Source organism: Celeribacter neptunius (genome assembly GCF_900113955.1).
Classification (GTDB): domain Bacteria; phylum Pseudomonadota; class Alphaproteobacteria; order Rhodobacterales; family Rhodobacteraceae; genus Celeribacter; species Celeribacter neptunius.
Genome location: NZ_FORH01000006.1, coordinates 158,405 through 180,900, shown reverse-complemented (window position 1 = coordinate 180,900; position 22,496 = coordinate 158,405). Strand labels below are relative to the sequence as shown.

22 protein-coding genes are annotated in these 22,496 nt (G+C 62.5%); 9 read left to right on the top strand and 13 right to left on the bottom strand.

From position 1 onward, the window contains the following. Window positions 1-72: 72 nt before the first annotated feature. From BM151_RS15330 to yddG, 3 genes are all read left to right on the top strand, one after another. Window positions 73-1,248 (top strand): acetyl-CoA C-acetyltransferase, encoded by a 1,176-nt coding sequence (locus BM151_RS15330; protein WP_090061622.1) that lies wholly within the window; start codon window positions 73-75, stop codon window positions 1,246-1,248. 188 nt (window positions 1,249-1,436) lie between these two features. After that, window positions 1,437-2,159, top strand: coding sequence for a beta-ketoacyl-ACP reductase (gene phbB / locus BM151_RS15325; protein WP_090061621.1), 723 nt, complete (start codon window positions 1,437-1,439; stop codon window positions 2,157-2,159). Between the two features lie 90 nt (window positions 2,160-2,249). After that, on the top strand, window positions 2,250-3,113 hold the full coding sequence (yddG, locus tag BM151_RS15320; protein ID WP_090061620.1) for an aromatic amino acid exporter YddG: 864 nt from the start codon (window positions 2,250-2,252) through the stop codon (window positions 3,111-3,113). Between the two features lie 20 nt (window positions 3,114-3,133). On the opposite strand, the gene BM151_RS15315 is transcribed toward yddG, so the two are convergent. From BM151_RS15315 to BM151_RS15305, 3 genes are all read right to left on the bottom strand, one after another. Further along, window positions 3,134-3,301 carry a YdcH family protein gene (locus tag BM151_RS15315; protein ID WP_090061619.1) on the bottom strand — a complete coding sequence of 56 codons (168 nt, stop codon included), beginning with the start codon at window positions 3,299-3,301 and terminating at the stop codon, window positions 3,134-3,136. A 134-nt stretch (window positions 3,302-3,435) separates the two neighbouring features. Further along, window positions 3,436-4,221, bottom strand: coding sequence for a tRNA1(Val) (adenine(37)-N6)-methyltransferase (locus BM151_RS15310; protein WP_245781230.1), 786 nt, complete (start codon window positions 4,219-4,221; stop codon window positions 3,436-3,438). Further along, window positions 4,218-4,436, bottom strand: coding sequence for a putative signal transducing protein (locus BM151_RS15305; protein ID WP_090061618.1), 219 nt, complete (start codon window positions 4,434-4,436; stop codon window positions 4,218-4,220). The genes BM151_RS15310 and BM151_RS15305 overlap by 4 nt, the downstream gene beginning before the upstream one ends. 61 nt (window positions 4,437-4,497) lie before the next feature. On the opposite strand from BM151_RS15305, the gene BM151_RS15300 reads away from it, so the two are divergent. Next, window positions 4,498-5,496, top strand: a complete 999-nt coding sequence (locus BM151_RS15300; protein ID WP_090061617.1) for a polyprenyl synthetase family protein — start codon at window positions 4,498-4,500, stop codon at window positions 5,494-5,496. A 295-nt stretch (window positions 5,497-5,791) separates the two neighbouring features. On the opposite strand, the gene BM151_RS15295 is transcribed toward BM151_RS15300, so the two are convergent. The 3 genes from BM151_RS15295 to BM151_RS15285 all read right to left on the bottom strand — a co-directional run bounded on the left by BM151_RS15295 (window position 5,792) and on the right by BM151_RS15285 (window position 10,107). Then, window positions 5,792-6,622: a 4-(cytidine 5'-diphospho)-2-C-methyl-D-erythritol kinase gene (locus BM151_RS15295; RefSeq protein ID WP_090061616.1), complete on the bottom strand. Its 831-nt coding sequence runs from the start codon at window positions 6,620-6,622 to the stop codon at window positions 5,792-5,794. Beyond that, window positions 6,612-8,333, bottom strand: coding sequence for a tetratricopeptide repeat protein (locus tag BM151_RS15290; protein WP_090061615.1), 1,722 nt, complete (start codon window positions 8,331-8,333; stop codon window positions 6,612-6,614). The genes BM151_RS15295 and BM151_RS15290 overlap by 11 nt, the downstream gene beginning before the upstream one ends. Before the next feature lie 124 nt (window positions 8,334-8,457). After that, a complete protein-coding gene (locus BM151_RS15285) occupies window positions 8,458-10,107 on the bottom strand; it encodes an electron transfer flavoprotein-ubiquinone oxidoreductase (RefSeq protein WP_090061614.1) in 1,650 nt (549 codons plus the stop codon). Between the two features lie 298 nt (window positions 10,108-10,405). Between BM151_RS15285 and greA the strand changes: the two genes are divergently transcribed. From greA to BM151_RS15265, 4 genes are all read left to right on the top strand, one after another. Further along, window positions 10,406-10,876 carry a transcription elongation factor GreA gene (greA, locus tag BM151_RS15280; RefSeq protein WP_090061725.1) on the top strand — a complete coding sequence of 157 codons (471 nt, stop codon included), beginning with the start codon at window positions 10,406-10,408 and terminating at the stop codon, window positions 10,874-10,876. Window positions 10,877-11,029: 153 nt separating this feature from the next. Continuing rightward, the gene (locus BM151_RS15275) at window positions 11,030-12,040 is read left to right on the top strand and encodes a hypothetical protein (protein ID WP_245781229.1); all 1,011 of its coding nucleotides are present in this window, start codon (window positions 11,030-11,032) and stop codon (window positions 12,038-12,040) included. Window positions 12,041-12,175: 135 nt separating this feature from the next. After that, entirely contained in the window at window positions 12,176-12,895 is a 720-nt protein-coding gene (locus tag BM151_RS15270; protein WP_090061612.1) for an AzlC family ABC transporter permease, read from the top strand. Continuing rightward, window positions 12,892-13,215 (top strand): AzlD domain-containing protein, encoded by a 324-nt coding sequence (locus tag BM151_RS15265; protein WP_090061611.1) that lies wholly within the window; start codon window positions 12,892-12,894, stop codon window positions 13,213-13,215. The genes BM151_RS15270 and BM151_RS15265 overlap by 4 nt, the downstream gene beginning before the upstream one ends. A 38-nt stretch (window positions 13,216-13,253) precedes the next feature. Here the strand turns inward: BM151_RS15265 and BM151_RS15260 are convergent, their stop codons facing one another. The 6 genes from BM151_RS15260 to BM151_RS15235 all read right to left on the bottom strand — a co-directional run bounded on the left by BM151_RS15260 (window position 13,254) and on the right by BM151_RS15235 (window position 18,061). After that, the gene (locus tag BM151_RS15260; RefSeq protein ID WP_342714583.1) at window positions 13,254-13,886 is read right to left on the bottom strand and encodes a hypothetical protein; all 633 of its coding nucleotides are present in this window, start codon (window positions 13,884-13,886) and stop codon (window positions 13,254-13,256) included. A 30-nt stretch (window positions 13,887-13,916) separates the two neighbouring features. Further along, window positions 13,917-14,051 (bottom strand): aa3-type cytochrome c oxidase subunit IV, encoded by a 135-nt coding sequence (locus tag BM151_RS15255; RefSeq protein WP_090061610.1) that lies wholly within the window; start codon window positions 14,049-14,051, stop codon window positions 13,917-13,919. 69 nt (window positions 14,052-14,120) lie between these two features. Beyond that, window positions 14,121-14,633: a DUF6173 family protein gene (locus BM151_RS15250; RefSeq protein ID WP_090061609.1), complete on the bottom strand. Its 513-nt coding sequence runs from the start codon at window positions 14,631-14,633 to the stop codon at window positions 14,121-14,123. Beyond that, window positions 14,630-15,670, bottom strand: coding sequence for an MBL fold metallo-hydrolase (locus tag BM151_RS15245; protein ID WP_090061608.1), 1,041 nt, complete (start codon window positions 15,668-15,670; stop codon window positions 14,630-14,632). Before BM151_RS15245 ends, BM151_RS15250 begins: the two co-directional genes overlap by 4 nt. Continuing rightward, window positions 15,670-17,379, bottom strand: coding sequence for an acyl-CoA dehydrogenase (locus tag BM151_RS15240; RefSeq protein WP_090061607.1), 1,710 nt, complete (start codon window positions 17,377-17,379; stop codon window positions 15,670-15,672). The genes BM151_RS15245 and BM151_RS15240 overlap by 1 nt, the downstream gene beginning before the upstream one ends. Before the next feature lie 112 nt (window positions 17,380-17,491). Beyond that, window positions 17,492-18,061 (bottom strand): YqgE/AlgH family protein, encoded by a 570-nt coding sequence (locus BM151_RS15235; RefSeq protein ID WP_090061606.1) that lies wholly within the window; start codon window positions 18,059-18,061, stop codon window positions 17,492-17,494. A 155-nt stretch (window positions 18,062-18,216) separates the two neighbouring features. Here BM151_RS15235 and BM151_RS15230 point away from each other — a divergent pair, with 155 nt between their 5' ends. Continuing rightward, the gene (locus tag BM151_RS15230) at window positions 18,217-19,023 is read left to right on the top strand and encodes a protein-disulfide reductase DsbD domain-containing protein (protein ID WP_218151377.1); all 807 of its coding nucleotides are present in this window, start codon (window positions 18,217-18,219) and stop codon (window positions 19,021-19,023) included. Between the two features lie 77 nt (window positions 19,024-19,100). On the opposite strand, the gene BM151_RS15225 is transcribed toward BM151_RS15230, so the two are convergent. Further along, the gene (locus BM151_RS15225) at window positions 19,101-22,496 is read right to left on the bottom strand and encodes an efflux RND transporter permease subunit (RefSeq protein WP_090061604.1); all 3,396 of its coding nucleotides are present in this window, start codon (window positions 22,494-22,496) and stop codon (window positions 19,101-19,103) included.

The window sequence follows — 22,496 nt, the reverse complement described above, 5'->3', positions numbered from 1 at the left end:
CGCAACTTTGTTGCAAATATCGCGACCTTTGGGCAATCTCCCCACAACCGCAATGGGAGAGAGAGTGTCATCATGACCAATGTCGTTATCGCATCTGCCGCACGGACCGCCGTCGGCAGTTTTTCCGGGTCCTTCGCAAATACGCCTGCACATGAACTTGGCGCCACGGTGCTCGAGGCACTGGTGGAACGCGCCGGCATCGAAAAGGGCGAAGTATCCGAAACCATTCTTGGTCAGGTGTTGACGGCCGGTCAGGGCCAGAACCCCGCCCGCCAGGCTCATATCAATGCCGGTCTGCCGATCGAATCCGCCGCCTGGAGCATCAACCAGGTCTGTGGCTCGGGCCTGCGCACCATCGCATTGGGCGCCCAGCACATCCTCTTGGGTGATGCCGAGATCGTCTGTGCCGGCGGTCAGGAAAACATGTCCATGTCGCCTCATGTCGCCAACCTGCGCGCCGGTCACAAGATGGGCGACATGAAATTCATCGATTCGATGATCAAGGACGGTCTCTGGGATGCCTTCAACGGCTATCACATGGGGATCACCGCCGAGAATGTCGCCAAGCAGTGGCAAGTCTCCCGCGAGATGCAGGACGAGTTTGCATTGGCGTCGCAGAACAAGGCGGAAGCCGCTCAGAAAGCCGGCAAATTCGCCGACGAGATCGTGCCCTTCACCGTCAAGACCCGCAAGGGCGAGACCATCGTGGATCAGGACGAGTACATCCGTCACGGCGCCACCATCGAGAACATGCAGAAACTGCGCCCGGCCTTCGACAAGGAAGGCTCCGTGACCGCGGGCAACGCCTCGGGCATCAATGACGGCGCCGCCGGTGTGCTCCTGATGTCCGCCGAGAATGCCGAGAAACGCGGCATCCAGCCGCTCGCCCGCATCGTTTCCTACGCCACCGCCGGCCTCGACCCGTCGATCATGGGCGTCGGTCCGATCTATGCCTCGCGCAAGGCGCTGGAGAAAGCCGGCTGGAAGCCCGAGGATCTCGATCTGGTAGAAGCCAACGAGGCCTTCGCCGCCCAGGCCTGCGCCGTGAACAAGGACATGGGCTGGGACCCGGCCATCGTCAACGTCAACGGCGGCGCCATTGCCATCGGTCACCCGATCGGCGCCTCGGGCGCCCGCATCTTCAACACCCTGTTGTTCGAAATGCAGCGCCGCGACGCCAAGAAAGGCCTCGCCACGCTCTGCATCGGCGGCGGCATGGGGGTTGCGGTCTGCGTCGAGCGCGACTGACATCCGCTCAACTGACATAAAATCTTCTTCAGGGGCCGTCTTTACGGCCCCTTTTTCTTTGTCCATGCTCAGGAGATCCCGACCTGAGGGAGACAAAATTTTCTGCATTTGCATAAGCAATATTGTTGCGAGTGCAGAATATTTTGAGTAACAAGATTTCGAAGCGAAATTTGATTGGGAGGAATATCATGTCCAGAGTCGCTCTTGTGACCGGTGGGTCCCGCGGAATTGGCGCCGCGATTTCGATCGCGCTGAAAAACGCCGGCTACACCGTCGCCGCCACCTATGCCGGCAATGATGAGGCCGCTGCGAAATTCACCGAGGAAACCGGCATCAAGACCTACAAGTGGTCGGTGGCCGATTATGACGCCTGCGCCGAAGGCATCGCCAAGGTCGAAGCCGATCTCGGCCCGGTCGAGGTGCTGGTGAACAACGCCGGCATCACCCGTGATGCGCCCTTCCACAAGATGAGCCGCGAACAATGGCAAGAGGTCATGGACACCAACCTTTCGGGTGTCTTCAACATGACCCACCCGCTTTGGCCCGGCATGCGCGAACGCAAATTCGGTCGGGTGATCAACATCAGCTCGATCAACGGTCAGAAAGGTCAGTTCGGCCAGGCCAACTATTCCGCCGCCAAAGCCGGCGATATCGGCTTTACCAAGGCGCTGGCCCAGGAAGGTGCGCGGGCCGGCATCACCGTCAACGTGATCTGCCCCGGCTACGTCGCGACCGAAATGGTCATGGCCGTGCCCGAGAAAGTGCGCGAATCGATCATCTCGACGATTCCGGTCGGTCGTCTCGGCGAACCCGAGGACATCGCGCGCTGCGTGGTCTTCCTCGCCTCCGATGATGCAGGGTTCATCACCGGCTCGACCATCACCGCGAACGGTGGTCAGTATCTGACCTGATCAACGCTGCAAAAGCCTTGCACAGGGGGATCGCCGGATGGCGCCCCCCTTTTTTGTTGCGATCCCCGAGGGTTCCGTCTTAATCACCGCATGACCCGATCGACCGCGACATTCATCGGCTTTATCGCCGTTCTCCTCTGGGCGCTTCTGGCGCTGTTCACCGTCGGCGCCAGCGAGGTGCCGGCACTGCAACTCAACACCGTGTGCTTCACCATCGGCGGCCTGATCGGCGTGATCTGGACCACGGCCACCGGGCGCTGGCATGAGCTCAGGGGCGTGCCGCTGTCGATCTACGCCTTCGGCACGGTCGGGCTGTTTGGCTATCACTTCCTGTATTTCTCGGCCCTGAAAGCGGCACCGCCCGCCGAGGCCGGGCTGATAGCCTATCTCTGGCCGCTGTTGATCGTGCTGTTTTCCGGGCTTTTGCCCGGCGAACGCCTTCGCCCGCTGCATCTCGTCGGCGCGGCTGTGTCCTTTCTCGGCGCCGCGCTGATCGTTGCCAAGGGCGCGAGCTTTTCCGGCGGCCATATGGCGGGCTACCTGCTGGCCGCGGCCTGTGCGCTCACCTGGTCGAGCTATTCGGTGATTTCGCGGAAATTCGGCGCCGTGTCGAGCATGGTCGTGACCGTCTATTGCCTTGCCACCGCCGCGCTGTCACTCGTCACCCATCTGGCTCTGGAAGAGACCGTCTGGCCCTCGACCCAGCTTGGCTGGGCCAGCATGATCGCACTTGGCATCGGCCCGGTCGGCGCGGCCTTTTATGTCTGGGATATCGGGGTGAAACGCGGGAATATCCAGCTTCTGGGGACGGCATCCTATGCGGCGCCCCTGCTGTCGACCCTAGTTCTGGTTGCTGTCGGGATCGCGGAGCCGCGTGCAACCCTCATTCTGTCTGCGGTGCTGATTACCGCCGGGGCCGGTCTGGCCGCCTTTCAAAGCCGCCAAACCGAATAGCTTCAAGAGATATTCTGGCGTCAGGTGGTGGACAGACGCGCAATTTCTTCCTTGATCCGGAGTTTCTGTTTCTTCAGGTCGGCGATCCGAAGATCATCGATGCCCGGCGAACGTTGAGCGGTCTCAACGGCCTCCGAGAGGGATTTGTGCTTTTTCTTCAGTTCCTCGATATGGGACGTCAAGCTCATGTCTTCTCCTCTCTGTTGGGTGCAGCTTTGTAAAAGCTATGTAACAACTGCACCATAGAATTTGAGTCGTGTCACGGCCTGTTTTGGCAACAATGTGACGCATGGTGAACGAAGCGCGAAAGATTGCCAAAAGCTCAGCTCGACCAGGGCAATTCCCCGCCATCTCGCAGGATTGTTGCGACCTGTGCGCGGTAGCTCTCGCCATCGTGTTCGTGGCGGAGCCCTTCGTGCATGATCAAGGCAGATTCGAGCACGAAACCCGCGCGCCCACCCTTGCGCGCCTGCACGATCACAAGCTCGGCCACACGCCCTTCGCGCGGCTGAATCGGGCGCACACGGATCGAACCGAGCCGCCCGTCCAGCGCCGCCAATGCAGTAATCAGATCCGGCAGGCGATCCGCTTTCTGGATCATCGTCAGATAGGCCTTGGGCTTGAGCCGACGAGCGGCCACATCGACCCAGTTCCCGAGCGGGGTCTCCCCGGCCAAAGCGACATCCCGTCCGGCATCCGCCGCAGCGGTCGAACGGTGCCGTTCGTAATACGGCGGGTTGGCGATGACATGATCAAAACTTCGTGCCCGCAGATCCCCGGGCAGATGCTGAAGATCCGCCGCGACAACCTGCATCGCCACGTTATTTTCCGCCGCGTTGCGCCGCGCCAATTCGGCATAGAACGACTGCAGCTCAACCCCGGTCAGCTCGAGCCCAGACACCCGGGTTGCAAGACAAAGCGAGGCCGCGCCCGCGCCACAGCCCAACTCCAGCACGCTCTGACCGTGACGCGCTGGCGTCGCAGCGGCCAGAAGCACCGGATCAACGCCGGCACGATAGCCCATGCGGGGTTGCCACAGATGCAGGCGCCCACCGAGGAATGCGTCCCGGCTCAGCTCGGACCCAGGCTCCGCCTCGGCGGTGCTCACAGCTCCTCCAGCTCGAAATCATTGTCCTTGAGAATGCGCCGGGCCTGCATCAGATCGTCATCCCGGACCATCAACCGGCGTGGCAAAATGCCAAGGCTGCCTTCGAGGACGCTCATATGGACGTCCATTTCAAAGCAGTCTATATCCTCTCCGGACAGGAGCGCTTTGGCATAGATGATCTGGGTCGGGTCGGTTGTGCGCAGAAGCTGTTTCATCAAGACGATTTAAGGGCAGACCGAAGGGTTTGTCGAGCCGGGGAAACCGCGAGGAGGGCAAATGGGTCTGGAAAAAGCCGTCGTCAAGCCGCATGAGAGATTGGCCGCCGCCCTGGCGCCGGAGCTCGAGGCCGTCAACGCCCTGATCCGCGAGCGGATGTCCTCGAAACACGCGCCGCGCATCCCGGAAGTGACCGCACATCTGGTCGAGGCCGGCGGCAAACGGCTGCGGCCGATGCTGACGCTCGCTGCGGCCAAGGCCTGTGGCTACGAAGGCCCCTATCACATCCATCTCGCTTCGACCGTCGAGTTCATCCATACCGCGACGCTCCTGCATGACGATGTGGTCGATGAGAGCGCGCAACGGCGCGGCCGTCCGACGGCAAACTTGCTCTGGGACAACAAATCCTCGGTTCTGGTCGGCGACTATCTCTTTGCCCGCGCCTTTCAGTTGATGACCGATGCCGACAATATGCGGGTCTTGCAGATCCTCTCGAACGCCTCGGCGACGATTGCCGAGGGCGAGGTGTTGCAGCTCACAGCGGCGCAGGATCTCAAGACCGACGAGAGCGTCTACCTGCAGGTGGTGCGCGGCAAAACCGCGGCCCTGTTCTCGGCGGCAACCGAGGTCGGCGGGGTTCTGGCCGAGGCCGATGAGCGCGTGGTGAAAGCCCTGTTCGACTATGGCGATGCGCTCGGGATTTCCTTCCAGATCGTCGATGACCTGTTGGATTACTGGGGCTCTGATCAGACCGGCAAGAATGTCGGCGACGATTTCCGCGAGCGCAAGCTGACCCTGCCGGTGATCAAGGCGGTGGCGAAAGCCGACGATGAGGAGCGCGCCTTCTGGGTGCGCACCATCGAGAAGGGCAAGCAGGAGGACGGCGATCTCGCGCATGCGATCGCGCTTTTGAACAAGCACGACGCGCTGGAAGAGACCCGCGCCGTGGCACTCGAATGGGCCGACAAGGCGAAAGCCGCGCTCTCTGCCGTGCCGCAGGGCGAGATCACCGGGATGCTGTCGGATATCGCCGATTACGTGGTGGCACGTCTGCGCTGACCGGACTCTTGCCGGGTGCGAAGAGCCGCCATTGGGCGAACAAACACTAGAGGCCGAGCGTCTGCGCTGGTCCGAGGGTGAGCACTCCCCCTGTGAGGCCTGCGCTTTATCTTTGCCAAGTTCGCGTGAACTCAATCCGTTGTCCGCGGGTGGAAGTGCGCTCGCCCGCTGGGACGGGGTTATGCCGGAGGTATGCTTTCAGCATGACGCAAGCGCGGCGGCTTCGCCGTGTTCCGCGCCGGATGGTACTTCGTCCGAACGTCCACTCCGCCCGCAAAGCCGACCCTGACACGGCTCACCCCGGCAGCGTACTCGCCGATTTCACCCACCACCACGGATTGCCCTCGGCCAGCTGATGCGCAGCCGCATCGGCCTTGCTCCGGTCATCATAGAGCGCGAAACAGGTGGCACCGGAACCGGACATGCGCACCATTTGTGCCCCCGGGGCGAGCGCCAGCGCGGTCAGCGCGGCGGCCACTTCCGGCACCAGATCGATCGCCGCGCGCTCGAGATCGTTGCGCTGCGTGCTCAGCCAATCGATGAAGGCCAGAGAGTCCGGCCAGCGCGGCAAGAGATCAGGCATTTCAAGATTGTCTTTCTTGGCCAGACGTTTGAATACCTCCGGCGTCGAGACCTCGACCCGTGGATTGACCAGGACCATGTGCAAAGGCGGCAGGTTGACCGGCTCGAGATGATCGCCGATGCCGCGCATCCGTACGGGTTTGGAGCCCAGACAGACCGGCACATCCGCGCCCAATTTGAGCGCATCGCAGCGCGACACCGGGGCGGCCCCCAAACGCGCCGCACTCCGCAAGGTGGCCGCCGCATCAGCGGAGCCACCGCCGATCCCGGAGGCCGGCGGCAGATGTTTGTCGAGCGTCATCGCCATCGGGAATTCCACCAATGCGGCGGCTTTCATCACCAGATTGCTCTCATCCGCGGGGACACCCTCGGCAAAAGGTCCGGTGACGCTGAGCGAGGCCGTTTTCGCGGGCTCGGCGATGATCTGATCGCCGAGATCGACAAAGACCACGAGACTGTCCAGAAGGTGATAGCCATCCTCACGCTGGCCCGTGACATGCAGGCTCAGGTTGATCTTGGCCGGGGCAAAGGTCTTAACCGTCATTCGGGCCTCGTGTCGGCTCCTCGCCTTCCTCGATCAAGACCCGGTCGAGACCGATCTCGAGCTTCTTGCGAATCCGCGTCGCTTCCTTGTCTTCCGGCTCGAAAGACAGGGCGCGCTGCCATTGGAAACGGGCCTCACGTTCGCGCCCCACGGCCCAGTAGACATCGCCCAGATGGTCATTGATGATCGGGTCGACCGGCATCAGTTCAACCGCACGTTCCATCGGATCGACGGCCTCGTCGTAGCGCCGCAGCCGGTACAGCCCCCAGGCGAGACTGTCGGTGATATAGCCATCCTGCGGCTGTGCCTTGGCCGCCGCGCGGATCATCTCCATCGCCTCGTCGAAATTGGTCTTCATCTCGAGGAAGGAATAGCCGAGATAGTTCAGCACCCGCGGCTGGCCCGGCTCGAGTTCGAGCGCCTGACGCAAATCGGCCTCCGCCTTGTCCCATGCGCCGATCCGCTCATAGGCAGTGCCACGGGTGAAATAGATCGGCCATTGTGCCCGGCCCGGCGGCTGATGGCGGTCGATCACAACAGTGTAGGCTTCGGTGGCTTCCTCGTAACGCTCCTGACGGCGCAGGGCATCGCCCAGAGCGATATGGGCGTCGTCGAGATCGGGATGCGAGCGGGTCAGCTGACGCAGGACTTCAAGCGCGGCATCTTCCTTGCCAGAGGCCCTGAGCATATCGGCGCGACCAAGGCTGGCAATCGGGAAAGCCGGGTCATCCTGGGGGATCGTATCATAGGCCGAGGTCGCCAGATCGTAATTGCCGAGCCGCTCCAGCAGCCCCGCGACGTTGAGCACATAGGCGGACTGATCCGGGCGCAATTCCTGAGCGATCCGCGCGTAAAGCAACGTATACGCGTCATCGAGCCCGCCATTGAGCGCCATGGCCACGGCGTAGAACACATCGGCTATGCCATCCCGGGCATCGCGCACCACGTCGAAAGGCACGGTCTTGCCCGCGGTCAGATCCGCCACGATTCCGTCGAGCTCCGCATCATAGGGCCCGTCGCCGAAACTGTCGGTCAGAAGCGCCAGCGCCTCGTCATTGCGTTCGAGCTGGCTGAGGATTTCCGCCTGCGCGATCACCGAGATCCGCGAGGCCGGCATATCCGGGTTGGACAAGGCGGCGAGGGCGCTTTCGAAATCCCCGACGAGCGCGAGGGCCAGACCCTTGTTGTAAGAGCCGAAATGCTCGAACCCCTGGCCCATGCCGGAGCCCCTGTCGAACAGCTCAAGCGCCGCGGACATGTCACCCTGACCGATATGAGCCCAGGCCAGCATGAGCCCGTCGACCACGGTGCTGATGCTTTGACCACCCTCCAAGGCGGCGACGAGAGCGTCGTAATCACCGTCGCGGGCCAGCACGGTCAGCCCGGCCATGGCGGCCATCTGATTGTCCGGTTCAAGCCCGCGCAGAACCGTGGCATAGGCTTTGGTCTCGTCGAATTCGCCCATGGAAATAAAGGCGGAGATCACGGATTCGAGCAGGACCGCATTCTTCGGATCGGTCGCCAGAGCCCGCGTGGCATAGTCTGAAAGCGTGCGAAAGCTGCGATCCATGGTGGCTTGCCGTGCGGCAAGATAGGAGCCGGCATCGGCATGATCCGGGTTCGAAACGGTGCCCTGCGCCAGCGCTGTCCCCCCGAAAAGCAACCCGATGGCGGTGAGGGCGGAAAGCATGCGGCCCGAGCGTGTTGTCACCTGTAATCTCCTTGGCCGTTTCGGCAGTTGTCTTGCCGCCGAGCCTATCGCCCTCCTCCCCCCACTGCAACGCAAACGGAGGCCGCATGGGCCTCCGCTGAGATGTTTCGAAAACACGTTGCCGTTACATGTTGGGGTAATTGGGCCCGTCGCCGCCCTGCGGCACGGTCCAGGTGATGTTCTGGCTGGCTTCCTTGATGTCGCAGGTCTTGCAATGCACGCAGTTCTGGAAGTTCACCACGAACTTCGGCTCCTGCCCCTCTTCGGTCAGGTATTCATAGACGCCTGCCGGGCAATAGCGCTGCGACGGGCCGCCGAATTCCTTGTAATCGACATCGATCGCCACCTGCGGGTCCTTGAGTTTCAAATGGCACGGCTGGCTTTCCTCGTGGTTCGTGGCCGCAAAGGACACGTTGGTCAGCCGGTCGAAGGTGATCACCCCATCGGGCTTCGGATAATCGATCGGTTTGAACTTCGCCGCCTTGCCGGTCGCCTGCGCGTCAGACTTGCCGTGCTTGACGGTGCCCAGAAGCGAGAAGCCGATCTGATTGGTCCACATGTCGAAGCCGCCAAGCGCCAGCGAGGCCACCATGCCGTATTTCGACCAGAGCGGTTTGACATTGCGCACGCGCTTGAGATCCTTGCCGACCGCGCCGTCGCGCAGCTCACGCTCGTAGCTCTCGAGCGTGTCGCCGGAGCGGCCCTCTTGAATGGCGGCAAAGGCATGTTCCGCCGCCGCCTTGCCAGAGAGCATCGCGTTGTGGTTGCCCTTGATCCGCGGCACGTTGACGAGCCCGACGGAACAGCCCAGCAGAGCCCCGCCCGGGAAGGCCGCTTTCGGCATCGACTGATAGCCGCCTTCGGAGATCGCGCGGGCACCGTAAGCCACGCGTTTGCCGCCTTCGAGCAGTTCCTTGACCATCGGATGGGTCTTGAAGCGCTGGAATTCCATATAGGGGAAGAGATAGGGGTTCTCGTAATTCAGGTGCACCACGAAACCCAGGTAGAGCTGGTTGCCCTCGGCATGGTAGACAAAGCCACCACCGCCGGCGTTCGAGCCCAGCGGCCAGCCCATCGAGTGCCAGACCTTGCCCTCTTTGTGCTTGTCCGGATCGATCTCCCAGATCTCTTTCATGCCGAGACCGAATTTCTGCGCATCGCGGCCCTTGGACAGCTCGTATTTGGCGATGATCTCCTTGGCCAGCGAGCCCCGCACGCCCTCGGAAATCAGCACGTATTTGCCATGCAGCTCCATGCCCGGCTCGGTGTCCGGCCCGATCGTGCCGTCGGGCTCAAGCCCGAAGACGCCCGCGACCACGCCCTTGACCTCGCCCTTGTCGCCATAGATCAGCTCCGAACAGGCCATGCCCGGGAAGATCTCGACCCCCATCTCCTCGGCCTGTTCCGCCATCCAGCGGCAGACATTGCCCATCGAGACGATGTATTTGCCATGGTTCGACATCAAAGGCGGCAGCGGGAAATTCGGGATGCGGATCGAACCCGCCTCGCCCAGCACGTGGAACTCATCCTGTTTCACCGCGGTGGTGATCGGCGCGCCACGCTCCTTCCAATCCGGGATCAGCGCATCGATGCCGACCGGATCGAGCACGGCGCCGGAAAGAATATGCGCGCCAACTTCGGAGCCCTTCTCCAACACGACGACGCTCAGATCCTCGTCCAGCTGCTTCAGCCGGATCGCGGCAGACAGGCCCGCAGGACCAGCCCCCACAATCACGACGTCATATTCCATCGCCTCACGCTCGATATTTGACATAAAATTTCTCCCTGGCTCAGGCGCTCTCCGGCGACTACCTAACCGGGAAGCGGGGGTAGGGTCAATTTGAGAAGCGGTCTTTCGTTGCGTCTATTAAGGTTTAGACCAGAAAATCGCCCGCGCCTTGGACAAATGCGCCAGTGACAGAAATTTCTGGACCGAATGAGAAAGCCGGTCTTGCCCCCTTGCAATATCCCCCCATTCCGGGTCAGGTAGTCCGACCAGAGACAATAACCCGAAGCACGTGGGGCGCGAGAACGCGCGCCGCCGTGCTTTTTTCGTGCAGATGAGTGCCCTGATGGAAAAGATTCTCATGACCCGCGCGGGCCACACCGCGCTGAACGACGAACTGAAAAACCTCAAGTCGGTGGAACGTCCGGCGGTGATTCAGGCCATTGCCGAGGCCCGTGAGCTTGGCGATTTGTCCGAGAATGCCGAATACCATTCCGCACGCGAGAAACAGAGCTTCATCGAAGGCCGGATCAAGGAGCTCGAGGGCATCCTGTCGCTCACCGACGTGATCGATCCGAAGACGCTTTCCGGCACCGTCAAATTTTCCGCCACCGTGACCATCGTCGATGAGGATACGGATGAGGAAAAGACCTATCAGATCGTCGGCGAGCACGAGGCCGACATCGAACGCGGGCTGTTGAACATCAAATCCCCGCTGGCCCGTTCCTTGATCGGCAAGGACGAGGGCGACAGCGTCGAAGTGCGCACCCCGGGCGGCGAAAAGGCCTATGAAATCCTCAAGATCGCCTATATCTGATCCCTCTACCTGAGGCGCAGGTTTCGCGTTACACTTGGCGCAAGTGATTGACGCGAAACCTTTGGCACCTATCGAGCGGCCGAGGCGGGCGTGAGTCCCATCGGTACGGGGTTAGGGCATTCGCATTGGAATGTCGCGGTCGTGGAGGCCCATTTGGCAGAAGATACCACTCGCAAGGTTGAACTCGGCGTCTATCAACGTCCGGAAGAAGAACCGAAGATCACGGCCACCGAAATGATTGCCGCGATCCTGTCGCTTCTGTGGCTGGCGATGACCGCCGGTTATTTCATGATCATGGGAACCGGCAAGGGCACGGGCGATTTCGATTCGATCCGTTTCGTGATGATGCTGATCGCGATTTTCATGCCGGTGGCGATGATCTGGGTTGGCGCGCTGGCCGTGCGCTCCGCGCGTACCATGCGCGAGGAGAGCCACAGGCTGCAGGCGGCGATCTCGGCGATGCGGCAATCCTATCTGGCGCAGCAGTCCGGCGGCACGGTGCAGGCGAGCGTCGAACAGAAGCTCGAGGAAATCGCCGCCGCGCAGCGCAAGACCCAGAACACCCTTGCCACGTTCACCTCGATCCGCCCGGGCCAGACTCCGCCGGAGGACAAGCTCGCCATCCCGGCCCCGGCGCTCATCGAGGAACAGGGCTCGCTGGCGCTTGGCACCCCGTCGGAAACCCTGGCCCCGCCGCTGTCGGTGGCCGATTTCATCAAGGCACTGAATTTCCCGGAAACGGCCGAGGACAAGGAGGGCTTCCGGGCGCTTCGCCGGGCGCTCTCGGATCGCAAGGTCAGCCAGCTGATCCATGCCGCACAGGATGTGCTGACGCTGCTGTCCCAAGACGGCATCTACATGGACGATCTGCGGCCCGACCGCGCCAAGCCGGAAATCTGGCGCCGGTTTGCCAAGGGCGAGCGCGGCCATTCGGTGGCCGCTCTGGGCGGGGTGCGGGACCGCTCCTCTCTGGCGCTCGCCAATGCCCGGATGAAACAGGATGCGATCTTCCGCGACGCGGTGCATCATTTCCTGCGCAAATTCGACAAGACCTTTGCCGAGTTCGAACAGACCGCCAGCGACGAGGAAATCGCCGCGCTCTCGGATTGCCGCACGGCACGGGCCTTCATGCTTCTGGGCCGGGTCACGGGCACTTTCGACTGAGCTATATTGAGCGCCCTCACAGAGGGCGGCTCATCGGCATCTGCAAGGCCCGTATTCACAAATCTAGATTGGTCATGGCCGCGACACTCTCTTAGGGTGGCGCGACCTTAAAACTCCCTATTTTCCGACGGCGTCATGTCTTACTCACCCGCAGCACAACAGTTCCTCAAAGGCGCCCGGGACGGGTTGCCCTTTCACATCGTGATCTGGCCCTTTGCCGCGATCTTCGGCGCGATCGCCACCCAGGCTGGGCTGAATGTGGTCGAGGTCATGGGGTTTTCGATTCTGGTGATCGCCGGCTCGGCCCAGCTCGCAGCGCTGCAACTGATGACGGAGAACGCGCCGACGGTGATCGTCATCGCCACGGCGCTCGCCGTGAACCTGCGCATGGGCATGTATTCCGCCTCAATCACCCCGCATCTCGGCAAGGCCTCGGTCCTGACCCGCGCCTTTGCCGCCTATATGCTCTATGATCAGCCCTATGCGCTCTCGACCATCAAATATGAAAAAGAGCCGGATCTGAGCCTGTCCGAGAAGCTCGGCTATTTCTTTGGTGCCGCGATCCCGATCGCCATCGCCTGGTACGCTCTGACACTCGCCGGCGCGCTTCTGGGCGAAAAGATCCCCACCGATATGGGCATGGATTTCGCCGTGCCGATCACGTTCCTCGCCGTCGTCGCCCCGATGCTCAAGACCCTGGCCCATGTCGCTTCGGCGCTGACCTCGGTCGTGCTGGTGCTGCTTCTGGGCTTCATGCCCTATGGCACCGGGCTCTTGGTCGCGGCGGCCGCCGCGCTCATCGTCGGATCTCAGGTGGAGCTCTGGATGGAGAAAAGAAAGGATACAGCCGCATGATCGAAGCCAGCACGACACAGGTCTGGATCATCATCCTCGCCATGGCCGCGGGCACATTCCTGATCCGCTTTGCCTTTCTCGGCTTCGTCGGGGACCGGCCCCTGCCCGGCTGGGCGTTACGCCTGTTGCGCTACACGCCGGTGGCGGTTCTGCCTGCGGTGGTTGCACCGATGCTCTTGGGGGCCAAGGCCGAGACCGACCCGCTGCGCCTGTTTTGCGCCGCAGTGACGATCATCATCGGGGTCTGGACCCGCAACGTGCTCTGGGCGATCCTGACCGGGCTCGGCCTGTTCTTCGGACTTGGGGCTGTGCTCGGCTGAGCCCGTTTCGCCAAGCCTGCTCGGCGACGCGTCTCAGTTCAGCTCAGGCCGCTATGATGCAGCAAGAGCGGCGGCGCCTGAATCAACTGACCGTTCTCATCCGGGCTGTCGTCGTAATATGTGCTCTCCGTCACCCCCGGCACGGTCGCAAACCAGGTCATCAGCTTTTTCGGCGACATGGTCTGGGGCGTGGCCTCGAACCCCGGCAGGTTCGCCAGGATCGATGACACGCTGGTCGCGCATTGCGCCTTGGGCACCGCCCCGTAGGCCTGAACCCGCGCCAGAGCGAGCGTAGCCACTTCCGGGCTGACGGTGATGTCCTGACGCACCACATGCCAGGTCACGCGCGCATGATAATCAATATAGAACTCGACCGCCGCGTCGGACATGCCGAAATGCACGTCGTTCCGTTCCGGCAGATGCGGATGATAGAAGGTCCCCGCCGGATCGAAGATCACCCGCTCTGCGGGCGCGTTGACCATCAGCGCGCTGTGACCGCCAAAGCCGCTCTTGTTGCTGATCACCGTAAACAACGTCAGCTGGTAGGGCGCGCCATGCACATAATGCGAGCGCGCCACCTCGGCGTCCGGGGCCCATTTCGGCTCGGCTGCCCCGCAAGCGGTCAGCACGGCAAAGCTCAGGAGCCAAAAGACTCGTTGCAGAATTCGCAAAATCTCGGCTCCCAGCCTTGGTAATCCGTCTTAGCTATTGAAAACGGCCATGAAGATCAGGACGAAAATCGCCGCGCCGGCCACCCAGGTTGCCCATTTGATAAACCCGTCAAAGGTCTTTTCCTGAACCGTGATGTCCATTTCGCCGTGCTTGTGATCAGCCATTGTGCGTGTTCCTCCACTGTCGCGTGTCACTGTTGTTTTTCTTTGAATTAGACGATTCAGACGCGCCTGTCACCTCTCGCCATGCGCTGTTTCGGCCTCAACAGGTGCCTCCTGTTCCAGATCGGCAACAAGCCGGAAGCCGATCCGGGCCGGCGCCTCGTCATCGACCTGTTTCGGCAGGGCGCGCAACATAACGTTGAGCTGGGTGACATGCTGGATCAGCTGGGTCTTCGCGCCGGTCTCGTCAGAGCCGTAAAAGGTGACGATATCCGGGTCGAAAAACCCGATCCCCTCGATCCGCATCACGCCGCTGTCGGAGCCGGCGAATCCCATGGCGATCTCATGATCACCGTCCAGCTGCTCTTCGAAATTCTGGATATAGAGGATGAGCCGTTCATAGGCCCATTCGGCCGGGCTCTTTTCCTCGACCGGTTTGCGGGCGATCGCTTCCGGCAGGGGTTTTTGCTCGGCCGAGCTGATGTCCGGATCGGCATGGACGACACGGGCATTGGGGCGAGCCTGCGCCAAGGCCGCCTCTTCATGTGCCTCTGCCGTCGTCCGGATCTGATCGCCACCGCTCATCTGTCGCCTCCTGTCGCCTGCCACAGGATCGCACCATCCTGTCTCGGCGTGCCGGAGACAAGCCCCAGATGTTCGAGATGGCGACAATGGGCCATGGCTTCGACCATGGCGAGCCCGTATTCGCCCGCTTTGATCGGGCGTTTGAACAAGACCTCGAAACAGTCGCAGGCCGTTTTGGGCTCCATCAAGGCGTCGGTCAGCCGCGCAAGCGCATGGCGGTGATTGTCGATCAGGTGACCTAGTCGCGCCGGCAAGCCAGTGTAGGGCAGCTTGTGCCCGGTCAGCACCAATTGGCTGTCACGGGCATGCGGCACGAATCTCTCGCAAGAGGCGAGCCAGTCGCCCACCGGGTCCGCCATCGGCTCGGTCGGCGAGACCCCGAGGTTGGGGGAAATCCCGCCCAGAAGCTGATCGCCACCGATCACCAAGGTCTCGTCGCGGGACCAGAAGGTGGCATGTTCGGGCGCGTGACCATCGCCGGTGCGGATATCCCAAAGCCGCCCGCCGATCTCGATCTCGCCGCCGTCCTGCAGCCGCGTGTAGCCCAGAGGCAGCGGCGCGACCGCATCGGCGGTGTTGAACGGGCGCTCGGAAAGGCGCGTTTCATAGACGTCCGGCGCCATGCCACAGCTGCGCCAGAAGGCAAGCATCTCGGGCGTCGGTTCTTCCTGCACGTCGAGGCGCAGCATCCGCGCCATCAGATAGGAGGTCCGTGTGGTCAGAAGCTCTGCGCCATATTCGGTCATCAGCCAGCCTGCGAGACCGATATGATCGAGATGGTGATGGGTGGCGATCACCCGGGTGATCGGCCTGCCACCCAGCGGCCCGGCCATCAGATCAGTCCAAAGCGTGCGGCTCTTGCCCGTGTCCACCCCGGTGTCCACCACGGTCCAGCCATCGCCGTCATCGAAGGTAAAGACATTCACATGGGCCAGAGGGATCGGCAGCGGCATGCGCGACCAGAGCACCCCCTCTGCGATCTCGACCACGCCGCCCATTTCGGGTGGCTCGAAGGGCGTGCGGATCGGATCATGCATCAGGCGGACAAGTCCTCGGGGCTCAGGGCATAGATATCATCGGCGCCGAGACGCGCCTGCGCCAGCAATGCCGTGTGTTCGGGCAGCATACGGTTGATGTAGAAAGCTGCAAGCCGCGAACGCGGACCGTCGCCGCCTTCGAAGATCGCGGCTTTCAAATGGTAGTAGCCGCCCAACACCCGGGCAAACGCACGCAGGAAAGGCACAGCCCCGGCAAACCGGTCGTTCATCTCGAGCGCCAGCATGGCCTCGACCCCTTCGCGCAGGGTTTCGGCGGCGTTCCACACGGCTTTCGCCCGGTTGGGCAGCGTTGCTCGGGCTTCTTCGGCAAAGGCCTCGATCTCGTCGAGGATGGCAAAGGCGGCCTCGCCGCCGTCCATCAGCTTGCGACCGACGAGGTCCATGGCCTGAATGCCATTGGTGCCCTCATAGATCGAGGTGATCCGCGCATCGCGGGCATACTGCGCCGCGCCGGTTTCCTCGATATAGCCCATGCCGCCATGCACCTGCACCCCGGTCTGGGCGACCTCGTGGCCGATGTCGGTGGAGAACGCCTTGGCGATCGGAATGAGGAAATTACCCCGCGCCAGGCAATCCTTGTCATCGCGACCGAGATCGAGTGCCACACCACAGGCTAGCGCAATCGCCCGGGCGACATAGGTATCGGCGCGCATGGTGGCGAGCATGCGGCGCACATCGGCATGATCGACGATTCCCGCGTCCTCGCGCCCCAAGGGCGATTTTCCCTGCACCCGGTCTTGCGAATAGGCCAGCGCCTTTTGCGTTGCCGCCTCGGCGATCCCGACGCCCTGCACACCGACGCCGAGACGGGCGTTGTTCATCATGGTGAACATGCATTTCATGCCCTGATGCTCTTCGCCGACGAGCCAGCCTTTTGCACCCTCATATTCCATGACACAGGTGGGCGAGCCGTGAATGCCGAGCTTATGCTCGAGGCTCACGACCTTGAGACTGTTGGCCTCCCCGAGGCTGCCATCCTCATTCGGGAGGATCTTCGGCACCATGAAAAGCGAAATGCCTTTGGTGCCCGGCACCCCGTCGGGCAGGCGCGCCAGCACCAGGTGACAGACATTTTCCGAAAAATCATTGTCGCCCCAGGTGATGAAGATCTTTTGCCCGGAGATGGCATAGGAGCCGTCATCGTTGCGCTCGGCCTTGGTCCGAAGCGCGCCGACGTCGGAGCCCGCACCGGATTCCGTCAGGTTCATCGTGCCGGTCCACTCGCCGGAGATGAGTTTCGGAATATAGAGCGCCTTGATCGCGTCTGAGGCATGGTGCTCCAGCGCTTCGATCTGACCCTGGGTCATCAAGGGCTGCAGCGACAGCGACAGGCAGGCGCCGGACATCATCTCATTCACCGCGGTCGCCACGGTCAAAGGCAGGCCCATGCCGCCATTCTCCGGGTCCGCCAGCATACCGACCCAGCCCCCCTCGGCCACCTGCCCCAGAGCATCGGCAAAGCCCGGCGAGGTGTTCACCACCCCGTCGACGAGTTTGGCCGGGCTGAGATCGCCACCGCGGTCCAGAGGCGCGATCACGTCGCTCGACAGTTTTCCGGCCTCTTCGAGAATCGCCGACACGGTGTCCGCATCCACTTCGGCAAAACTGTCGCTCTCGAGAACAGCGGCGAAATTCACGATATGATCGAGAATGAATTGGTAATCCGATACTGGCGCGCGATACGTCATGTCCGTCTCCTCCTGAACGCTGTCGCCCCTGTTCCGAAGGGATCAATGGCAGTGGGCAGCTTTGAGCATAGGGTAGCGAAGCCCTTCGGCTCTCCCAACCCCGGACGCTGCGTCACGCGTGACCGGCATCGCCGGAAAGCAGCGCCGGGCTGACCCCCATCGACAGGAGTGCGGCTTCCCATTTTTCGCCATCCGGCGTGTCGAAGACGATCTCCGGCGCCGCATCGCAGCTCAGCCAGCCATTGTCGGCGATCTCGCCCTCGAGCTGTCCCGGCCCCCAGCCGGCATAGCCGAGACACAACAGCCGCTCCATCGGTCCGACCCCCTGAGCCATATCGCGCAGAATATCGCGCGACGCGGTCATCGCAAACCGCTCGCCGACATGCATCGAGGCGTGATCGGCATTGTAATCGGTCGAATGCAAAACGAAGCCCCGGCCGATCTCGACCGGCCCGCCGAAATGCACCGGCAATGGGCGCATGTCCGGGGAAGGTCTGATCTCGAGCTGTTCGAGCACATCGGAGACGGCGATTTCCTGAGAGCGTTTGTTGATCATCAGCCCCATCGCCCCTTCGGGCGTATGGGCACAGATCAACACCACCGCGTTCGCGAAACGCGGGTCCCCGATCCCGGGCATGGCAATCAGGAGCTTGCCGGTGAGGTCAGACGATTGTGCTTCCATGGCCCCACCACACCGCAATGCCGGTCCGGGTGCAAGGCTTGGCGGCGGAAAATCGCGCCTCAAATGCAACACAGGGGCCACACAGATGCGCGATCACGCAAAGTTCCTGTAAATGTGAGTTTGTTCCGGGCCACCCCAGCGCCTATATCGGCATCATGATCTACCCTTTGCCCAAGCTGTTCACCGCCGCCACGACCGCGCTTCTGTTGGCAAGCGCCACACCTGGCTTTGCCCAGGACGACGCGGATCTGGCCAAGATCGACATCCTGCCCGGCTGGCAGATGTCGAATGGTCATCGCATGGCCGCGATCCGGATCCGGCTCGAACCGGGTTGGCACACCTATTGGCGTGCCCCGGGCGAAGCGGGCATTCCCCCGTCTTTCGATTTTGCCGGCTCTCAGAACCTCGCGGGCATCGCCCTGCATTGGCCGGCGCCGGATCTCTTTGCCCAGAATGACATGTGGTATCTGGGGTTCGAACACGAACTGATCCTGCCGGTGGAGCTCATCCCGACACAGGCGGGCGACATCACCCTCAAGGGCACCATGTCGCTCGGCGTCTGTCAGGACATTTGCATGCCCCTGCAAGCCCAACTGCAGATGCAGTTGCCGGAGGGGGCGACAGGTCCGATGACCACCGAGATCAAGGCCGCTCTGGCCGATCAGCCGAAACAGATTCGGAATGCCGCCTGCGACGCCGCGCCTTTGTCCGACGGCATGCGGCTCACCGCCACGCTGACCGTCCCCGATCTGGGGCCGGAGGAGGTGGCGGTGATCGAACATCCTGACCGCGACATCTGGGTGTCCGAGGCCACGGTGACCCGCAACGGCCGCCAGATTCAGGTCGAAAGCGATCTGGTGCCTGCAAATGCGCAGCCCTTTGCCATCGACCGCTCGGACCTGACCATCACCGTGATCGGCGGCGGTCAGGCCTATGAGGCGCGCGGCTGTTCCGCCGGCTGACCCGGATTAATCAGCATCTATCCCGCAGCATCTCTTGCACAGGTCTCATTGTGCAGGTTTCTTTCATTGTGCAGGTTTCATTGTGCCGACGCACGCGGCCCGGCGCCGGAGACTGAGCCGGAGCGCAGCACGGCGACCGCCGCATAGAGACCGGCAAAGACCAGTGCCACCCCGCCAAGGAACAGGACCAGCCCGCGCCCGAACGCCTCCGTACCGAACAGGTTCGGGATCAGGCCGGGCAACAGCAGCGGTCCGATGGTCAGGACAAACCAGATTGCCGCAAACAGCGTCGCGCCGATCAGGCTGCGCCCGACCGCACCGCTGCGACGCGGCTGCGCCAGCCCCCGGCGCAGCGCAGCAACCTGACGCCCGACATCGAGCTGCATGGCGAGAATCGCCGGCACCAGGATCAGCACGATCACCATCCCGAAACCGAGACCGTAAGCAAGCGTGATGACCGTCGGTTTCAGGAATTGCGCATCGGCGGAAGTCTCGTAGAGAAGGGGCGCCAACCCCAGAACCGTGGTCAGCGTGGTCAGCATCACCGGCCGCAACCGGTCCACCGCCGCGTCGATCACCGCCGGGACGAGCCCGCGATCCCGGGCATATTCATCGACGGTGGACACGAGCACGATCGAATCGTTGATGATGATCCCGGTCATGCCGATCAGGCCGACGATGGAGAACATCGACAGCGGCACGCCCCAGATCGCATGGCCATGGATCGCGCCGATCAGACCGAATGGGATCACCGACATCACCACCACGGGCCGGGTCCAACTCGAGAAAATCCAGGCCAACGTCAGATAGATGCCGATCAGCACGCCCGAGAGGCCGAGGAAAGCATCCGAGAGAAAGCGGTTCTCCTGTTCCGAGAGGCCGGAAATCCGGTGGGTCACACCGAATTCCTCATCGATGGAGGGCAGGATCACATTGCTGATCTCGTCCTGGATCTCTGTCGCCCGCGCCGCGTTATCCTCGCTCAGATCGCCGGAGACCGACAGGATGCGCAGGCCGTTTTCGCGCCGCACGGTGGAAAACCCGGTGGTGCGGCTGACCGAGACGATATCGGACAGCGGCACATAGTCCCCGGTCGCGGTGCGCATCTGGGTCTGGTTGAGGAAATCCGCGGTTAACTCGTCTTCGGGCAATTCGACCCGGATCGTCGCGGTGCGAATACCATCCGGGAAAGTGGCGGCCTCGATGCCGCCGAGCCGGTGGGTCAGCACCGATCCCAGCGTGTCGATCGAAAAGCCCAGCGCCTCGCCCTGCGGGGTCAGTTCGAGCGACAGTTCCTCCTTGTCGTAGGACAGGTTGTCTTCGAGCGCCGAGACTTCCGGGAATTGCGCCAGCCGGGTCTTGAGCGCCTCGGCCGCGGCCTTGAGCGTGGTGGAATCCGCACCATAGAGATCGACATCGATGGCGTCGCCCCCCGGGCCGAAATGGCCGCGCCGGAAGGACACGGTTTCCGCCAGTGGGTGATTGACCACCTCTTCCTGCAGATCGCTGACGAAGGCAAAGGAGGAATAGGGCCGGAGATCGGCATCGATCAATTCGATGGAAATCCCGCCGAGCTGGTAATTTTCCTTGGCGCTGGTGCCCGAAAGACCGCGCCCGGCATTGGAGCCGACCTGCGCCACCACATAGGCCAGCGGATTGGTGCCGTATTCCTCCTCATAGCGGGTCGCCACCACATCCGTGGCGCGCTGCAATTCCTGCATCATCGCCATGGAGTCACTGCGCACGGCGGTCGGTGCCATGGCGAAATTGCCGGAGATCACCGGTTGCTCGGGCGAGTTGAAGAACCGCCATTGCACCTGCCCGGTGATCAGCAGCGAGGCCTGAAAGGCCAACAACAGGAGGGTCGCCGCCGCCACCGGATAGCGCAGCTTGACCGCCCAGGTCACGATCCGGCGAAAGACCTTTTCCCGGAACACCCGGAACACCTTGTCGACCTGACGCGACGGCCAGTCGTACCAATGGGTTCGTGCGTGCGCGGCCAGGGAATGGCTCAGGTGATTGGGCAGGATGATGAAACATTCCACCAGCGAGGCAATGAGCACCACGATCACGGTAAAGGGAATATCGGAGATCATATCGCCGAACCGCCCCGAAATCGCGGTCAGGCCGAAAAAGGCGATGACCGTGGTGAGCGTCGAGGAAAACACCGGGGCGAACATCCGCCGCGCGGCATTCTCCGAAGCTTCCACCGCCCCCTCGCCCAACCGCCTGCCCCGGAAATCGGCATGCTCGCCGACCACGATGGCGTCGTCCACGACGATGCCGAGGGTGATGATCAGCGCGAAAAGCGAGATCATGTTGAGGGTGATACCGGTGGCATACATCAGCGCAATCGCGGTCAGCATCGCCACGGGAATGCCGGCGGCGACCCAGATCGCAGTGCGGGCATTCAGGAACAGGAACAACAGCGCCAACACAAGCCCGAGCCCCATGGCGCCATTCGACAACAAGAGATCCAGCCGGGCTTTGATCGCCTCGGCACGGGTGCGGTAGAGATCGAGCGTGACGCCTTCGGGCAGGGTCAACTCCATTTCGGCGGCGACCTCTTCGACAATGCCCTGGATCTCGATCGCGTCGCCCTGATCCGAACGCGCCACCTGCACAGAGAGCGCCGGGTTGTCGCCGACATAGAAGGCCTCGTCACGATCGAGCCCCTCGGTGCGCACGTTGGCGACATCGCCAATGGTCAGCTGCGAGCCATCCTCGTTGCTCTTGAGGACGATGGCGGCGATATCCGCGGCGCCGCGTTTTTCCACGCCGGCGCGCACCCGCGCCCCGCCGGAGCCGACGCTGCCCGCCGGGCTGGTGTCCGATTCCGCGGCGATGGCGCTGGCGATATCGGACATCGAGATATCGTGTTCGATCAGGTTCAGCGTCGGCACTTCGACAATGGTCTCGGGCGCAGCGATGCCCGAGATCGTCGTGCGGGTGACACCACGTGCAAACAGCCGCGCGACAAGTTCATCGGCAAACCGCGTCAGCTGATCGAGCCCCACCGGCCCGGTGATCGCCACATCGGTGACCCGGTCCGTCCAGCCGCCCCAACGCACCACCGCGTCATCGGCCCCGTCCGGCAATTCGGTTACCGTGTCGATGGCGGCATTCACATCATCGGCCGCCTTTTGCATGTCCCAGCCCGGCTCGAACTCGAGCGTGATATTGCCGCGGCCTTCAACCGAGGAGGCCGAGCTTTCGAGCACGCCTTCGACCGCCAGAAGCGTCGGCTCCAACACCTGGATGATGCCATTGTCCACATCCTCGGGGCCGGCGCCTTCCCAGGCGACCGAGACCCGCACCGTGTCGACCACGACATCCGGGAAGAATTGCGAGCGCATCCGCGGCAGCGCCGCCAGCCCGGCCACGATCAGGATCACCAGAACCAGATTGGCCGCCGTGCGGTGACGGGTGAAATACGACAAAAGCCCCTTGGCCTGATCCATACCTCGGCTCAT

What these genes read in the sequence shown, in the direction of transcription:
- BM151_RS15245 (WP_090061608.1), bottom strand. Translation starts at nt 15,670, where the DNA reads ATGCATGATCCGATCCGCACGCCCTTCGAGCCACCCGAAATGGGCGGC.
- BM151_RS15265 (WP_090061611.1), top strand. Translation starts at nt 12,892, where the DNA reads ATGATCGAAGCCAGCACGACACAGGTCTGGATCATCATCCTCGCCATG.
- BM151_RS15255 (WP_090061610.1), bottom strand. Translation starts at nt 14,051, where the DNA reads ATGGCTGATCACAAGCACGGCGAAATGGACATCACGGTTCAGGAAAAG.
- BM151_RS15235 (WP_090061606.1), bottom strand. Translation starts at nt 18,061, where the DNA reads ATGGAAGCACAATCGTCTGACCTCACCGGCAAGCTCCTGATTGCCATG.
- phbB (WP_090061621.1), top strand. Translation starts at nt 1,437, where the DNA reads ATGTCCAGAGTCGCTCTTGTGACCGGTGGGTCCCGCGGAATTGGCGCC.
- BM151_RS15315 (WP_090061619.1), bottom strand. Translation starts at nt 3,301, where the DNA reads ATGAGCTTGACGTCCCATATCGAGGAACTGAAGAAAAAGCACAAATCC.
- yddG (WP_090061620.1), top strand. Translation starts at nt 2,250, where the DNA reads ATGACCCGATCGACCGCGACATTCATCGGCTTTATCGCCGTTCTCCTC.
- BM151_RS15240 (WP_090061607.1), bottom strand. Translation starts at nt 17,379, where the DNA reads ATGACGTATCGCGCGCCAGTATCGGATTACCAATTCATTCTCGATCAT.
- BM151_RS15250 (WP_090061609.1), bottom strand. Translation starts at nt 14,633, where the DNA reads ATGAGCGGTGGCGATCAGATCCGGACGACGGCAGAGGCACATGAAGAG.
- BM151_RS15270 (WP_090061612.1), top strand. Translation starts at nt 12,176, where the DNA reads ATGTCTTACTCACCCGCAGCACAACAGTTCCTCAAAGGCGCCCGGGAC.
- BM151_RS15300 (WP_090061617.1), top strand. Translation starts at nt 4,498, where the DNA reads ATGGGTCTGGAAAAAGCCGTCGTCAAGCCGCATGAGAGATTGGCCGCC.
- BM151_RS15330 (WP_090061622.1), top strand. Translation starts at nt 73, where the DNA reads ATGACCAATGTCGTTATCGCATCTGCCGCACGGACCGCCGTCGGCAGT.
- BM151_RS15225 (WP_090061604.1), bottom strand. Translation starts at nt 22,496, where the DNA reads ATGAGCCGAGGTATGGATCAGGCCAAGGGGCTTTTGTCGTATTTCACC.
- BM151_RS15305 (WP_090061618.1), bottom strand. Translation starts at nt 4,436, where the DNA reads ATGAAACAGCTTCTGCGCACAACCGACCCGACCCAGATCATCTATGCC.
- greA (WP_090061725.1), top strand. Translation starts at nt 10,406, where the DNA reads ATGGAAAAGATTCTCATGACCCGCGCGGGCCACACCGCGCTGAACGAC.
- BM151_RS15295 (WP_090061616.1), bottom strand. Translation starts at nt 6,622, where the DNA reads ATGACGGTTAAGACCTTTGCCCCGGCCAAGATCAACCTGAGCCTGCAT.
- BM151_RS15230 (WP_218151377.1), top strand. Translation starts at nt 18,217, where the DNA reads ATGATCTACCCTTTGCCCAAGCTGTTCACCGCCGCCACGACCGCGCTT.
- BM151_RS15285 (WP_090061614.1), bottom strand. Translation starts at nt 10,107, where the DNA reads ATGTCAAATATCGAGCGTGAGGCGATGGAATATGACGTCGTGATTGTG.